Below are 14495 nucleotides of genomic sequence, written 5' to 3' on the forward strand. Positions count from 1 at the left end.
CCTATGACGGGCATACCAACGGACAGGACCCTCTCCAAACGGGTATCCGGGCCTGTCCAAGAGCGCTCTGTGCCCTTGCCGGGCAAGGGAATCGCCGCCATAAGCGCGTGCAATGCCATGGCAGAGAAACGAGGACATCATGCACCCTCCGCAAAACGCGGTCGGCTGGCTGGCCGCCAATCTGGACGGTCTGACGCTCACCGCCTGGACTGTGACTGGCACCACCCCGGCCCCTGCGCAGGTGCTGCACCTGCCGGATGGCCGCCCGGCCGCGCTGGCCCAAGCGCTGCGTCAGGCGATGGGCGGCACTGCCTGTCCGGTGGTGCTGGGCGGCAGTTCCCTGCTGCCGCCGCGCCCGGTTCCGGTTGCGCCGGCGGATCTGCCGCTGCACAAAACCCCTCTGGAGGGGCTCGAGGTCCATGCCCTGCCCGGTCTCAGCCAGGCGGCCCCCTGCGGCGCGATGCACGGCGCGCTGGCCCGGCTCAGCGGGTTCCTGCAGCTGAACCCGGATTGGGACGGGGTGGTGTGCCTGCCGGGAGCGGTGACACACTGGGTGCAGGTGAGCGCCCGCGAGGCGGTCAGTTTCCAAAGCGCCCTGACCGGGCATCTGGCGCAGGCCACGGCACAGGCGATGGGGCTGGAGACGGCAGGCGGTTGGGACAAGGCGGTGCTGAAGGATGCGGCAGCGGACGGGATTGCCAAGCCGGAGCTGCTGGCGGCCCGCCTGGCCTCGGTGCAGGCCGCGGCGGTTCTGGGGCAGATGCCGGCCGCCACCGCACGCGCCCGGATCTGGGGGCTGCTGCTGGGCGCCGAGCTGGCCGCAGCGCGGCCCTACTGGCTGGGCCAGAACCTGGCCCTGATCGCAGAGCCGCAGGCGCAGGCGCTTTATTCGGCCGCGCTGGAGGCGCAGGCGGTGCCGGTCAGCCTTGCGGATCCCGACCGTATGGCGCTCGAAGGCCTGACCCGCGCCTGGAACGGAAGCTGAGCGGCTGCGGCTGAATTCCGGTGGGACCGCATGCACCAGAGGCCGCCGCTCAAAGCGTCCGGCAACCACCCGCGCCTGAGAAAACAAAGCGCTCCCGCGCCCGCAGGTGCCCCGGCTGCGCCGGGACCCCTTGTGCCCGTTGGCCAGGACGGCTGAAGCCGGGCGGGAGCTCCTCCTCCTGCACCTTACCGGGGCTCCTGCACTTTAGTTGCCCCGGATGAACAGAGTGGCGGATCAGGACTTTGCGGTGAAGCGGCTGCCCTTGGCGGGGGGCGTTTCCGGCGGGCCGGCAAAGCATTGGGCGATGCGCATCCACTCCTGCGCAGCGGCGCCTTCCGCCTGCAAGCTGGTGTCGCCGGCATTCCGGACCTGCGTGACCACTTGCGCGAACTCCACTGCGCTGCCCTTGACGAAATTTCCGTCCTGCGGCGTGTTCCACTCCCAGACTGCGCCCGACGGGCCGGTCAGCTGCACGAAAGGCGCAGGCTCCGGCACCTCCAGCCCGCGGTTGCGGAAGCTCCAGCCAAAGGTGGCCACACCCAGATGCGCGATGTTGCGGATGCGGTCCTGTTCCTGCCGCTGCAGTCCCAGGAGGTCGAACACCTCCTGGCCATGCGCCCAGGTCTCCATCTGCCGAGCGGTGATGGCGCTGAGCGCGCTCATGTCCGGGCCAATCCACTTGAGGCGCGTCTTGGGGTCCGCAGCGGCATAAGCATCAGCGCAGCGCTCTGCCCCCTGCTGCCAGGCCTGAAACAGCGCCCGGCCCGTGAGGCCGTCCAGCCAGGGGAACTGGCATTCGAGGATGGACTTGCCCGACTGCATGTCCCGCAGCACCGGCGCGATGAAGGCGGCGAACTCCGCCTCGCCCTGCAGCGACGCCTCCGCCGCGGCGTTGAACAGGTGCAGGTGCCCCAGCACGTGATCAATGGTCCAGTCCTTGAACTGGGTTGCCCGGTGAAACTCCGTCTCCGGCAGGTCCTCCAGAATGGCCGCCAGGGCACGGCTTTCGGCGCGGAAATCTTCGGCCTGCTGCATGTCTTCTCCCCCGTGTGTGTCTGGCGGCAGGATAACCCCGCGGATTTCATCACCGAAACCCGGACGGCACGTCACAGGAGAGACAAACCTTCAACCCTCAGACATAGCCTTGAAGGCGCGGCCCGCGGCCTCGAAATTGCGGCTGAGCGGTGCGGTCAGCCGGGACTGCGCTGCGTAATAAGCGCCGGTGCGGCAAAGCTGCGCGGCAAATTCCGGATGCACGCCGGCATCGTCCAACTTGCGCACACGCTCCTTGCTGAGCCAGCCGCGATTCTTCACTTCCTTCTGGATCAGCTCCAGCCGCTGAATGCAGTGCAAGGCGGTATAGGCCGAGAGATACTCCAGATATGCGCCGATCTCATGGCCGCAGGCTGGATCGAAGGTCTCGATCATCACATCGGCCATCTTGTCGGGTGCAATCGGCCAGGTCTCGTCGCCGATGAGCCAGGCAAAGTCCTCTGCCCCGTGGCGCAGGCCCGCATACTCAAAGTCGAACCAGCGGACATAACCGTCCTCGCCGATCGCCGCATTGCCGGCGCGGCAGTCCCACTTCAGGAACTGAACCCCAGGCTGCTCCATGTATTCGGCCACCGCCGGGTAGTCGAACGCATCGGGGACGCCCATGGAATAGGATTCCAGCGCCGCCACCGAACTGATGAAGTTGCGGATCCAGCTGCGGTTGGCGCCCAAATGCGGCAGCACAGTGTGCAGCTCAGTCTTGCGGGCCGCCGCCTGGATTCGGAAGATCGCGGCGCAGGCCTCGGCCGCCAGGTCGAGCTGGTCTGTTTCGCCGTGCTCGATTATCTCCTCGCTCAGCCGCGTCTCGCCGGTATCGGATTGAAACAGCACGTCATTATGCACCCCCAGCACCCGCGGTATGTCATCGCAATGCGGTGCCAGCTGCTCCAGCACAAAGGCTTCCAGGTGGGTGCGGCGGAAATTGGCGCGCAGGGTGGCAATCGCCGTGCGGTCCTTGAAATGCAGCCGCAGCGAGGAGCGCGACTTGCCGCCCGGGGCGGTAATTTCCACCGGTTCCTCGCCAAGCACCTCCCAGGCCGCCGCCGCGATATACGCGGTGCGGTCGTCGAATTTCCCGTCAGCCATTGCCTGCCCCCTTTCCAACACGCTGGCCCGGATCCGGGCCAGCTCACCCCTCTGCGGTTAACGCCTTAGCGGGCGAAGGCGGCATTTTTCGGGACAGATTTGGGCAATCGCTGCGGGCCGCAGGCTGATTCGCGCCGCCTGGAAACACGTGGGACGTTGCATTGACCGGAGAGCTCGGCACAATCAGGGCGAGCGACGGAGGATTGTTTCCCCATTCTATCCGTAATTCTTGGAATTTGCCTAAAATGTGCCGAAAATTTGGCCCTTCCCGCCGGCTTCCTTACCGTTACCAATTGCGTGTTTGCGTCCTGTGCACAGGCCAATCCGCAATTGGGTTTCGAGGTATTGCCTGGGGGTAGATAATGGGCCGGGGACATTTTTCATGGGGCTGGGGCGGCAAGCAGGCCTGCGGCGGCAACAGCTATTACAACGGCGGCGTGCAAGGCGGGCATTTCGGCCGCTGGTACGACAGCCACTTGTCTGACCGTTATGGCTGGAAAGGCAAGGGCTTTAAGGCTTGGCGCGAAGACAGGAAGGATGAGGAGGACGGCTCCGGCGGCACCAAAGGCTCTGGCGGAACCAAGGGTTCCGGAGGCACCAAAGGTTCCGGCGGCACCAAAGGTTCCGGAGGCACCAAAGGTTCCGGCGGCACCAAAGGATCCGGCGGCACCAAGGGGTCCGGAGGCACCAAAGGATCCGGCGGCACCAGAGGGTCCGGCGGCACCAAGGGCTGCGGCGGCAAGGGCCATCACGGCAAAAAGCACTGGTGGTACCGCGAGGAAGATGACTGGAACGGCTCCGGCGGAACCGGAGGGTCTGGCGGGTCCGGAGGGACTGGTGGCTCAGGCGGGTCAGGCGGGACCAGGGGTTCGGGTGGAACGCATGGCTGCGGGTCCGGCACCAAGGGATCCGGCGGTACCGGAGGCTCGGGCAGCGGCGGGACCAAGGGAACCGGGGGGACCAAAGGAAGCGGCACCAGTGGGTCCGGCGGAACTGGCGGCACCAAGGGGACCGGTGGTGACACAGGGGGCGGCGGAGACAGCGGCAAGACGTCCGTATTCTTCGAGATCGGCGGCAATGGCGAACCGAGTGTCACCGTCGAGGTGCTGCAGACGCCGGAAAACCAGCTGTTCATCAAGATGGAGCCGACCTCTTGGGACGGTGAAGTGGCCGACATCGACGGGCTGTTTTTCAACATGGCGGATGACGCCAGCGTAAGCGGGCTGAATTTCTTCCCGGACGAAAACGCGCTGCCGGTGACCGGCCATGAGGCCAATGCAAATTCCGTCAATGCGCTGTACACCGGCACCACCGTGCCCGGCAATTTCGACGCGATGGTGCAATTCGGCCAGGTGCCGGACAGCACCGACGGCACCGTCACCAATGCCAACTTCACCCTGTGGTCCGACGCCGGGCTGACGCTGGAGGATATCGACCTCAGCAGCATGTCTCTGGTGGTGAGCAACCCGGACGGGTCGCAACAGGTGTTGGAAGGCGGCTATGATCCGGCGGTGGCGGCCAGCAGCGGCAGCTCTTATGCCAATGGCGGTGTCACCGGCGAGGGCTTAAGCAACTGGTATGACGCCAACCTGGCAGGCCAGTTTCAGGGCAGCAGCGGCGAGCCCGGTGCCGAGGACTTTATGGCGCTGATGACCCAGCCGGCGGGTGGCACTGTGCCCGTTGGCGGCACCGAGGGCGGGACAGGCGATATCTACGATATCGGCTGAACCAGCCTCATCAATGCAAACCTTGTCGAGGGCGCCGCGGGGCGCCCTCTTGCGTTCCCGGGCCTGTTCAGGGCAGCGGGTCTGTCTTGAAAAGACGGATCTTCAGGCCGCCGTGGGCAACCGGCGGGCCAAACGGCAGGAAGGGCAGATTGGTGGCTTTGGCCAGGCTGGTTTCGGAGGTGACGATGCCCACGCGCCAGCCGGAGAACCGCTCCTTCAGCACCTGTCCCAAGGCGCCGTAGAGGGCAAAGAGCAGCTTCTTGTTGCCGATGCGGGCACCATAAGGCGGGTTAACGATGACCAGGCCCGGCGGGCCTTCGGGGCGCTGCAAATCGCTTACGGCGGCCTGCATGAACCGGGTGCAGTCCGCGACGCTGGCGCGCTCGGCATTGGCGGTGGACATCTCAACGGCACCGGCGTTGCGGTCGGAGCCGTGGAACAGCACGTCCGTTTCGCGTGCCTCGCCCTGCTGCTTCAGCTCTGCCCAGGCGTCCGCATCAAAAGTCGCAAGCTTTTCAAAGGCAAAGCTGCGGCTGCGCCCCGGCAGCAGGCCCTTGGCGATCTCGGCTGCCTCAATCACAAAGGTGCCGGAGCCGCACATCGGATCGACCACCGGCTCATTGCCGGTAAAGCCGCATTCGCGCAGGAACAGGGCGGCGAGATTTTCGCGCATCGGCGCCTTGCCGACGGCGGATTTATGGCCGCGCTTGTGCAGCCCCTCACCCGAGGTGTCGACGCTGAAGACGCAGAGGTTATCCTCGATGCGCAGCTTCACCGTCAGCTCGGCGTCCTTGGTGACGGGGGCGCCTAGGGTCTCGGCAATGGCCTTCTCCACCCTCTGGGCGGCGGCGCCGGCGTGGTAGATTTTGGATTTCTTATTGGTGGCGACCTCCACCTTCACCGGCACGTCCGGGCGCAGCACGTCGCCCCAGGGGAACTTGCGCGCGCGCTTGTCGAGCTGCGCCAGATGGAAGGCGCGGAACTCGCCGATGCGCGCCAAAACCCGCGCGGCACCGCGTACCGAAAGGTTGGCCCGCCAGACCTCCCGCCAATCCCCCTGCACCGTGACACCGCCCGGCACCGCCTTGGGCGCGGCAAAACCCAGCTCCTTGGCCTCGGCCAGCAGCGCCTGCTCCAGCCCCGGCGGTGCGGTCAGGAAGATCTCGAATGTGGTTTCTTGCGTCATGGCGTCTCTGTAACGGGAATGCCCAGGCGCGGCGACTGCTTTTTTCACGGCAATGAGGGCGAGAAGTGGCGTTGCGTCACAACTGGAGATGCTGCGATGCGGCATGGTATGCGCCTGCGGAATGCGCGTGACGATGGGCTCATTGTATCAATTAAAACAATCACATAGCACTTACTAAAAAATTAGTTTGACAACATAATCCAACCTATGAAAGCTCTATGGCAGTCAGGTGCAGCCAATGCATAGCTGGCTTTAAACGACTTTCAGGGAGGAAAAAGATGCGGAAGTATCTTTTGTCCGCAGCCGCCGTTTGCGCGATGGTTGCGGGATCGATTGGCTATGCCGATGAAATGGCGGCCAAGAAATGGATTGATGAAGAATTTCAGCCTTCGGTGCTGACCAAGGATGAGCAGCTGTCGGAATTGCAGTGGTTCATCCAGGCGGCTGAGCCGTTCAAAGGCATGGAGATCAACGTGCTGTCGGAAGGCATCCCGACGCACTCCTACGAATCCGAGGTTCTGACCAAGGCGTTCGAGGAGATCACCGGCATCAAGGTGAACCACCAGATCCTGGGTGAAGGCGAGGTCGTTCAGGCCGTGCAGACCCAGATGCAGACCAAGCGGAACCTCTATGACGCCTACGTCAATGACTCCGACCTGATCGGCACCCACTCGCGCCTGCAGCTGGCCTATAACCTGACCGACATGATGGCAGGCGAGTTCAAGGACGTGACCAACCCCGGTCTCGACCTGGATGACTTCATGGGCACCCAGTTCACCACCGGCCCGGACGGCGACCTGTACCAGCTGCCCGACCAGCAGTTCGCGAACCTGTACTGGTTCCGCAAGGACTGGTTCGACCGCGAAGACCTGCAGGCCGCATTCAAGGAAAAGTACGGCTATGACCTGGGCGTTCCGGTCAACTGGTCCGCTTATGAGGACATCGCCGAGTTCTTCAGCGAGCACGTCAAGGAAATCGACGGCACCGCAATCTATGGCCACATGGATTACGGCAAGCGCGCGCCGGACCTTGGCTGGCGGATGACCGATGCCTGGCTGTCGATGGCCGGTGCCGGTTCGAAGGGTGAGCCGAACGGCGTGCCGATCGACGAATGGGGCATCCGCATGGAAGAAGGCTCCTGCAACCCGCAGGGCGCCAGCGTGACCCGCGGCGGTGCTGCCAACGGCCCGGCGGCCGTCTATGCGATCCGCAAGTGGGACGAATGGCTGCGCAAGTATGCTCCTCCGGGCGCTGCATCCTATGACTTCTACCAGTCGCTGCCGGCACTGGCACAAGGCAACGTGGCACAGCAGATCTTCTGGTACACCGCCTTTACCGCCGACATGGTGAAGCCGCAGTCCGAAGGCAACAATACCGTTGATGCCGAGGGCAACCCGCTGTGGCGGATGGCGCCCAGCCCGCACGGCCCCTACTGGGAAGAAGGCCAGAAGGTCGGTTATCAGGACGTGGGTTCCTGGACCTTCCTCAAGTCCACCCCGCTGGACCGTGCCCAGGCTGCCTGGCTCTATGCCCAGTTCGTGGTCTCCAAGACCGTGGACGTGAAGAAATCGCACGTCGGCCTGACCTTCATCCGCGACTCTTCCGTGAACCACGAGAGCTTCACCGAGCGCGCACCCAAGCTGGGCGGCCTGGTCGAGTTCTACCGCTCGCCTGACCGTGTGGCATGGTCGCCGACCGGCATCAACGTTCCGGACTATCCGAAGCTGGCCCAGATCTGGTGGCAGCAAATCGGTGACGTGAACTCCGGCGCCTTCACGCCGCAGGAAGCGATGGACCGTCTGGCCGAGGAAATGGACATCACCATGGGCCGTATGCAGCGTGCAGACGAGCAGGCGAATGTCTATGGCGGCTGCGGCCCGCGCCTGAACGAAGAGAAGGACGCGGAGTGGTGGTTCGCCAATGGCGGTGCCAAGCCGAAGCTGGAAAACGAGAAGCCGGAAGGCCAGACCGTCAACTATGACGAGCTGGTGGCCCGCTGGGCAACCAACTAAGGCCTCCTCCCGGCCCGGCCAGCGATCCCCATCATCTGGCCGGGCTGCATCAGGCCCCGGAGACCCTTTCCCGTCTTCCGGGGCCTTTTTCCCCAAGACCCCAGCGCGCCCCTGCCCCGCGCGCAAACAGGCCGCCTGCCAGAAAGTCAAAGCAAGATGGCACTCGAACTCAAGGGTGTGACCAAGCGCGTCGGCGCTATTCAGCACATCAAGGAAACCTCCCTGCTGCTGGAGCCCGGTCACTTTAACGTCCTCCTCGGCGCCACCGGCTCCGGAAAGACCTCACTCATTAAACTGATGGCGGGCCTTGACCCGATGGCCAGCGGCCAGGTGCTGATGGATGGCGAGGATGTCAGCCGTCTCAGCACCCAGAAGCGCAACATCAGCCTGGTGCATCAGTTCTTCATCAACTACCCGCACATGACGGTGTATGAAAACATCGCCTCGCCCCTGAAGGTGGCAGGCATGGCGAAGTCGGAGATTGCCGGCCGCGTCGAGGAAGCTGCCGAGATCCTGCAGCTGAAGCCGATGCTGCACCGCCGCCCGCATGAGCTGTCCGGCGGCCAGCAGCAGCGCTGCGCCCTGGCCCGCGCGATTGCCAAGGAAAGCCGTGCGGTGTTCCTGGATGAGCCGCTGGCCAACCTCGACTACAAACTGCGCGAAGAGCTTCGCGACCAGCTGCCCGAGCTGTTTGCAGGCCGCGGCGCTGTGGTGGTCTATGCAACCTCCGAACCGGAAGAGGCGCTGCTCCTGGGCGGCAAGACCGCGCTGATGCGCGATGGCCGGGTGACGCAGTTCGGCCCCACCGCCGAGATCTACCGCAACCCCGGCAATGTCGATGCGGCGCGGGTGTTCTCCGATCCGCCGATCAACACCGCCGAGATCACCAAGCAGGGCAGCACGGCCCTGCTGGGCGCTGGCGTCACCTGGGAGCTGAGCGGTGCCGCCGCCGGGCTGGCCGATGGCACCTACACCATCGCCATCCGCCCGCACCACGTGCTGCCTGTGGCGAAAAACGGCGCCCATGTGCAGCTGTCGGGCCAGGTGCAGGTGACCGAACTCTCCGGCTCTGAAAGCTCCGCTCATTTCGACATGGGCACCGGCAGCTGGGTCTCGCTGGCCCACGGCGTCCACCCCTATCAGGTGGGTGAGCTGCACGATTTCTACATGGACCCCGCGCAGGCATACTTCTTTGCCCCTGACGGCAGCCGCGCGGCGTGAGGCATCAATGGCTAAAATAACTCTCTCAAAACTGCGCCACAGCTATCTTTCGGCACCGAAGTCCGACTCGGATTACGCGCTGAAGGAAATCGACCTCGACTGGACCGACGGCGGCGCCTATGCGCTGCTTGGCCCCTCGGGCTGCGGCAAATCCACCCTTCTGAACATCATCTCGGGGCTTCTGGTGCCGTCTGAGGGCCAGATCCTGTTCGACGGCAAGGACGTGACCGCCCTGCCCCCGGACCAGCGCAACATCGCCCAGGTGTTCCAGTTCCCGGTGATCTACGACACCATGACGGTATACGACAACCTGGCCTTCCCGCTGCGCAACCGCGGCCGGGACGAGGCCACCGTGCACCGGCGGGTGATGGCGATTGCCGAAATGCTCGAAGTGACCGGGATGCTGGATCAGAAGGCGGCAGGATTGTCACCCGACAACAAGCAGAAGATCTCCATGGGCCGCGGCCTGGTGCGTGAGGACGTGAACGTGGTGATGTTCGACGAGCCGCTCACCGTGATCGATCCGCACCTGAAGTGGAAGCTGCGCTCCAAGCTCAAGGAGCTGCACCAGCGCGTCCAGGCAACGATGATCTACGTCACCCACGACCAGACCGAGGCGCTGACCTTTGCCGATCAGGTGGTGGTGATGCAACTGGGCGAGGTGGTGCAGATCGGCACGCCGGTCGAGCTGTTCGAACGCCCCGCGCATACTTTCGTGGGCCATTTCATCGGCTCGCCGGGGATGAACATCCTGCCTTGCGAGCTGCAGCACGGTGCCGCCGTGTTCGCGGGCCAGCAGATCGCGCTGGAAGGCCCCATTCAGGGTGCAGCTAACGGCCAGACCGAAATCGGCGTCCGCCCGGAGTTTGTGTCCCTGTCGAATACCGGCCTGCCCGCAACCGTCACCAAGGTCTCTGACATCGGCCGCCACACGGTGGTGGAATGCGAGGCCGGCGGTCAGCGCATCAACGCGATCACCGATGGCGCCGCCCCCGAAAAAGGCAGCGCCGTGCACCTCGCCTTCCGCCAGGACATGACCCGGCTTTACGTGGATGGCTGGCTTGCCACCTCCCCCGCTGCAGACGAACAAGGAGCGGCCTGATGAAAACCGAAAACCAGAAAGCCTGGTTCTTTGTGCTGCCGGTGCTGGCGCTGGTCGCTTTCAACGCGCTGATCCCGATGATGACGGTGGTCAACTACTCGGTGCAGGAGACCTTTGGCGACAACGTGTTTTTCTGGCAAGGACTGGACTGGTTCCAGCAAATCCTGCGCTCCGACCGCTTCCACGCAGCCCTTGGCCGCCAATTCCTGTTCACCTTCCTGATCCTGATCATCGAGGTGCCGCTGGGCATCGCGATTGCGCTGTCGATGCCGCGCAAGGGCTTCTGGGTGCCGGTCTGCCTGGTGCTGATGGCGCTGCCGATGCTGATCCCGTGGAACGTGGTCGGCGCGATGTGGAACATCTTCACCCTGCCTGACATCGGCCTCTTGGGTTACACGCTGAACCACGTGCTGGGCATCAACTACGACATGACGCAGGATCCGGTCGCGGCCTGGGTGACCATTGTCACCATGGACGTCTGGCACTGGACCTCGCTGGTGGTGCTGCTGAGCTACGCGGGCCTTGTCTCGATCCCCGACGCCTATTACCAGGCGGCCAAGATCGACGGTGCCTCCAACTGGGCGGTGTTCCGGTTCATCCAGCTGCCGAAGATGAAGACGGTTTTGACCATCGCCATCCTGCTGCGCTTCATGGACAGCTTCAATATCTACACCGAGCCGTTCGTTCTGACCGGCGGCGGTCCCGGCAACTCGACCACGCTGTTGTCGATCGACCTGGTGAAAATCGCGCTCGGCCAGTTCGACCTCGGCCCCGCAGCTGCCATGTCGCTCATCTATTTCGCAATCACTCTGTTGGTCAGCTGGCTGTTCTACACGCTGATGACCAAAGACGACCTGAACTAAGGGAGGGATCACAATGCAGAAACGATCCATCGTCCCCATCGTCTATATCCTGTTCCTCATGCTGCCGATCTACTGGCTGGTGGCGATGAGCTTCAAGACGACCAATGAAATTCTCGCGGGCTTCTCGCTTTTCCCGCAGACTTTCACGCTGGACAACTACAAGACCATCTTCACCGATCCCAGCTGGTACTGGGGCTACATCAACTCGATCGCCTATGTGTCGATCAACACCGTGATCTCCATTGCGGTGGCGCTGCCGGCAGCCTACGCCTTCAGCCGCTACCGGTTCCTGGGCGACAAGCAGCTGTTCTTCTGGCTGCTGACCAACCGGATGGCACCGGCTGCGGTATTCGCGCTGCCGTTCTTCCAGCTGTATTCCGCGGTGGAGCTGTTTGACACCCACCTGGCCGTGGCCCTGGCGCACTGCCTGTTCAACATCCCGCTGGCGGTGTGGATCCTGGAGGGCTTCATGGGCGGCGTGCCCAAGGAGCTGGATGAGACCGCATTTGTCGACGGCTATTCCTTCCCGCGCTTCTTCGCGACGATCTTTGTGCCGTCGATCAAGGCAGGCGTGGGTGTGGCGGCTTTCTTCTGCTTCATGTTCTCCTGGGTGGAACTGCTGCTGGCCAAAACCCTGACCGCCGTCGCCGCCAAGCCGATTGCCGCCACCATGACCAAGACCGCGTCCTCCGCGGGCTATGAACTGGGGCTCTTGGCGGCAGCGGGAACTTTGACAATCATTCCGGGCGCCATCGTGATCTGGTTTGTCCGCAACTACATCGCGAAGGGTTTCGCGATGGGGAGGGTGTAATGCTTTCATGGATGGCCTGGACCTGGCCCACTGCCCTGTTGTTCATCGGCATTTTCACCGCCATCGGCGTGCTGATCATCGCTGAGATCCGCCGCCCCGGCGGCGCGGCCCGCAAGGGCGTGCTCGGCCTCACCACCACCCGCGGCGACCGGCTGTTCATCAGCCTCTTGGGCACCTCCTACATCTTCCTGGCCTGGCTGGGACTGGTAGGGATGCCGCTGTGGTGGCCGCTCGGCCTGTCGATTGCCTGGGGCATCTTCTGCTTCTGGAAGGTCTGATAACCTGCGGGTCAGTTTCAATGCTGCCCCTGCGGGTCAAGGGGGCCGAAGGCCCCGCCGCAGGCGGCTTGCCCTTGACGCGCAAACCTAAAACACACTGGAGACCGGCCTTGAAGGCAAACCTGCCCTTCAAGGCCTTCTCAGCCAAAGCCCCGAACCGATGCGCCAGGCACCGTCCCAAGGACTGGCCCATCACCCCGCAATCCTGCTGAACAGACTCGCGCGGCAGCGCACAATTTGACAACAGAACCCCCGCCGCCGCACGTCTTCTAAAAAATATAGTTTTCACGGGAGCCCCCTTCCCCTAGCATGACTGGAACCACCAAATGAGCCGGACTGCCGAGGCGATGCGCAAGAAACACGACACTTCCCTGCTGACCGAGGTTGAGCTGGAATTCATGACCGTCGTCTGGGACATGGGCGGCGGCACCGTGCGTGATATCCTGGCCGAGCTGAACAAGGTGCAGGAACGCGCCTATACCTCGGTGGCCACGGTTCTCAAGATCATGGAGCAAAAGGGCTTCCTTACCAGCGAGCGCAAGGACCGCTCTTTGGTTTACCGCCCGGCCGTTCCCAAGGCAGAGTATCAGAAAACATCTCTGAAGAACCTTTCGAGCAAGCTCTTCAACGGCGCGCCCGCCGCACTGGTGGCGCGGCTGGTCGATGATGAGGATGTGACCGACGAGATGCTCGAGGAGATGCGGGCGCTCTTGGAGGAAAGGCTGGGGGACAATGCCAACTGAGGTTCTGCTGAACGCCTATATCGACCTGAACATCCTGCTGCTGGCGGGTGCTGCCCTGTGGCTGGCCGCGCGCAAGATCCTGGCCCGAAGCAGGCTGGGCCGCGCCTACCAGCCGCAACTGCGGCTGCTGAACGGGATGACAGTCCTGCTGGCGGCCTCGCCGGTTCTGATCCTTGCTTTCACCCATTTTGTCATCGCGCACCCGCCGAACTTTTCGGACATGCTGGTGTCGCAGTACCTGCAGGGCAATGTCAGCATGAGCGCGGGCAAGTTTGAAACCTTGCTCGGCCTGCGGGAGGACGCCGTGCGCGATCTCAGCAGCCTGCAACCGCTTTGGGCACAGGTGACAGCCGCTGCCTTTGCTGCCGGGGCGCTGATCTGCCTGGCGCATGTGGCTATTTCTGTCTTCCGCCTGCGTCAGAATCTGGCAGGCGCCTTTACCTGGAAACGGATCGGCCGGGTACAGCTGATGGTTTCCGACACCATCCGCGTGGCCTATTCGACCCGCGGGCTGTTTTGCCGATATGTGGTGCTGCCCTCTGCCCTGCTGAACGACCCGCGCGATCTGCGCCTGACTGTGGCGCATGAACTGCAGCACTTTCGCCAGCGCGATATCGAATGCGAATTCCTGCTGGAGATGCTGCGTCCCGCCCTGTTCTGGAACCCGGCCTTTTATCTTTGGCGGCGCGAAGTGCGGTTGCTGCGTGAGTTTGCCTGCGACCAGGCACTGATGGCCCGGCCCCGGTTCGATGTGCGCGCCTATTGCGAATGCCTGATCCGCGCCTGCGCCCATGCCGCCCGCGGGCCCGCCCTGTTCACCCGCCGCAGCCCGGCGGTAGCACTGGTGGACCGCCGCGAAACCCGCCGCGGCGCGTCGTTGCAGCGGCGCATTATCGCGGTGACAGCAGTTCAGCCGCAGGGGCCGAACTCGCTGGGCTGGGGGCTGGTATCCCTGGCCATGGCCGGGGCGGTGCTGGCAACGGCGATGCTGCTGCAGAGGCCGAGCGACTGGAGCCATGACCGCATCATGCTGTCGACCATCGTCAATCTGGAACGGATGGCCAGCCGCACCAGCACTCCGGAGCTTGCCGTCAGCGCCCTGAACGGCGGCTTCGCCGTTGCGTCTCAGTAGGCGCGCCGGCGCAGTGCAGCCGCGCTGTTCCCAACCCTAAGCACAGCTTCAGCTTCTAGTGCCGCCTGACACTGCCCGCCCGATCTGGTGCCGGCCGCAGATTCTAGAGGCGGGACAGCTCATCTTTGTGAACTCCCCCCGATTGCGCTGCTGGTTCCCGATGCAAGCTTTCAAGGAGCGCGGGAAGGCCGGAAACCGTGCAGGCAAAATTCTGCAGAACGGCCCCCCGGCCTTGAGCGGAGAAAGGACCAGCCTGCGGCAGGGGCAGCAAAGCGCCGAACGGACAGCCGTGTTCA

13 protein-coding genes are annotated in these 14495 nt (G+C 63.8%); 10 read left to right on the forward strand and 3 right to left on the reverse strand.

The window, feature by feature from the left end; genetic code table 11:
• Window positions 1–112: 112 nt before the first annotated feature.
• Complete coding sequence (locus AC5STI_RS09770; protein WP_495446536.1) at window positions 113–985, forward strand: 2-dehydro-3-deoxygalactonokinase; 873 nt, start codon at window positions 113–115, stop codon at window positions 983–985.
• Between the two features lie 234 nt (window positions 986–1219).
• Here AC5STI_RS09770 and AC5STI_RS09775 read toward each other — a convergent pair whose 3' ends face one another.
• Together AC5STI_RS09775 and AC5STI_RS09780 are read right to left on the reverse strand one after the other, a co-directional pair.
• Window positions 1220–2020 (reverse strand): TIGR03084 family metal-binding protein, encoded by an 801-nt coding sequence (locus AC5STI_RS09775; protein WP_495446537.1) that lies wholly within the window; start codon window positions 2018–2020, stop codon window positions 1220–1222.
• Window positions 2021–2110: 90 nt separating this feature from the next.
• Window positions 2111–3124, reverse strand: coding sequence for a hypothetical protein (locus tag AC5STI_RS09780; RefSeq protein WP_495446538.1), 1014 nt, complete (start codon window positions 3122–3124; stop codon window positions 2111–2113).
• 362 nt (window positions 3125–3486) lie between these two features.
• Here AC5STI_RS09780 and AC5STI_RS09785 point away from each other — a divergent pair, with 362 nt between their 5' ends.
• On the forward strand, window positions 3487–4851 hold the full coding sequence (locus tag AC5STI_RS09785; protein ID WP_495446539.1) for a hypothetical protein: 1365 nt from the start codon (window positions 3487–3489) through the stop codon (window positions 4849–4851).
• 67 nt (window positions 4852–4918) lie between these two features.
• Here AC5STI_RS09785 and AC5STI_RS09790 read toward each other — a convergent pair whose 3' ends face one another.
• Window positions 4919–6037, reverse strand: a complete 1119-nt coding sequence (locus AC5STI_RS09790) for a THUMP domain-containing class I SAM-dependent RNA methyltransferase (RefSeq protein WP_495446540.1) — start codon at window positions 6035–6037, stop codon at window positions 4919–4921.
• Window positions 6038–6315: 278 nt separating this feature from the next.
• On the opposite strand from AC5STI_RS09790, the gene AC5STI_RS09795 reads away from it, so the two are divergent.
• The 8 genes from AC5STI_RS09795 (at window position 6316) to AC5STI_RS09830 (ending at window position 14199) form a co-directional block, all read left to right on the forward strand.
• Complete coding sequence (locus AC5STI_RS09795; protein ID WP_490399360.1) at window positions 6316–8049, forward strand: ABC transporter substrate-binding protein; 1734 nt, start codon at window positions 6316–6318, stop codon at window positions 8047–8049.
• A 156-nt stretch (window positions 8050–8205) separates the two neighbouring features.
• The gene (locus AC5STI_RS09800; RefSeq protein WP_475047044.1) at window positions 8206–9270 is read left to right on the forward strand and encodes an ABC transporter ATP-binding protein; all 1065 of its coding nucleotides are present in this window, start codon (window positions 8206–8208) and stop codon (window positions 9268–9270) included.
• A gap of 7 nt (window positions 9271–9277) precedes the next feature.
• Window positions 9278–10372, forward strand: a complete 1095-nt coding sequence (locus AC5STI_RS09805; protein WP_475047046.1) for an ABC transporter ATP-binding protein — start codon at window positions 9278–9280, stop codon at window positions 10370–10372.
• Window positions 10372–11235 (forward strand): carbohydrate ABC transporter permease, encoded by an 864-nt coding sequence (locus tag AC5STI_RS09810; protein ID WP_475047047.1) that lies wholly within the window; start codon window positions 10372–10374, stop codon window positions 11233–11235. The genes AC5STI_RS09805 and AC5STI_RS09810 overlap by 1 nt, the downstream gene beginning before the upstream one ends.
• A gap of 13 nt (window positions 11236–11248) precedes the next feature.
• Window positions 11249–12046, forward strand: a complete 798-nt coding sequence (locus tag AC5STI_RS09815) for a carbohydrate ABC transporter permease (protein ID WP_421055566.1) — start codon at window positions 11249–11251, stop codon at window positions 12044–12046.
• On the forward strand, window positions 12046–12324 hold the full coding sequence (locus tag AC5STI_RS09820; protein WP_495446541.1) for a DUF2160 domain-containing protein: 279 nt from the start codon (window positions 12046–12048) through the stop codon (window positions 12322–12324). Before AC5STI_RS09815 ends, AC5STI_RS09820 begins: the two co-directional genes overlap by 1 nt.
• A gap of 326 nt (window positions 12325–12650) precedes the next feature.
• Complete coding sequence (locus AC5STI_RS09825; protein ID WP_475047049.1) at window positions 12651–13067, forward strand: BlaI/MecI/CopY family transcriptional regulator; 417 nt, start codon at window positions 12651–12653, stop codon at window positions 13065–13067.
• Window positions 13057–14199, forward strand: coding sequence for a M56 family metallopeptidase (locus AC5STI_RS09830; RefSeq protein ID WP_495446542.1), 1143 nt, complete (start codon window positions 13057–13059; stop codon window positions 14197–14199). Before AC5STI_RS09825 ends, AC5STI_RS09830 begins: the two co-directional genes overlap by 11 nt.
• Window positions 14200–14495 lie beyond the last annotated feature (296 nt).

Source organism: Leisingera sp. CC-HEC096 (assembly GCF_059429235.1).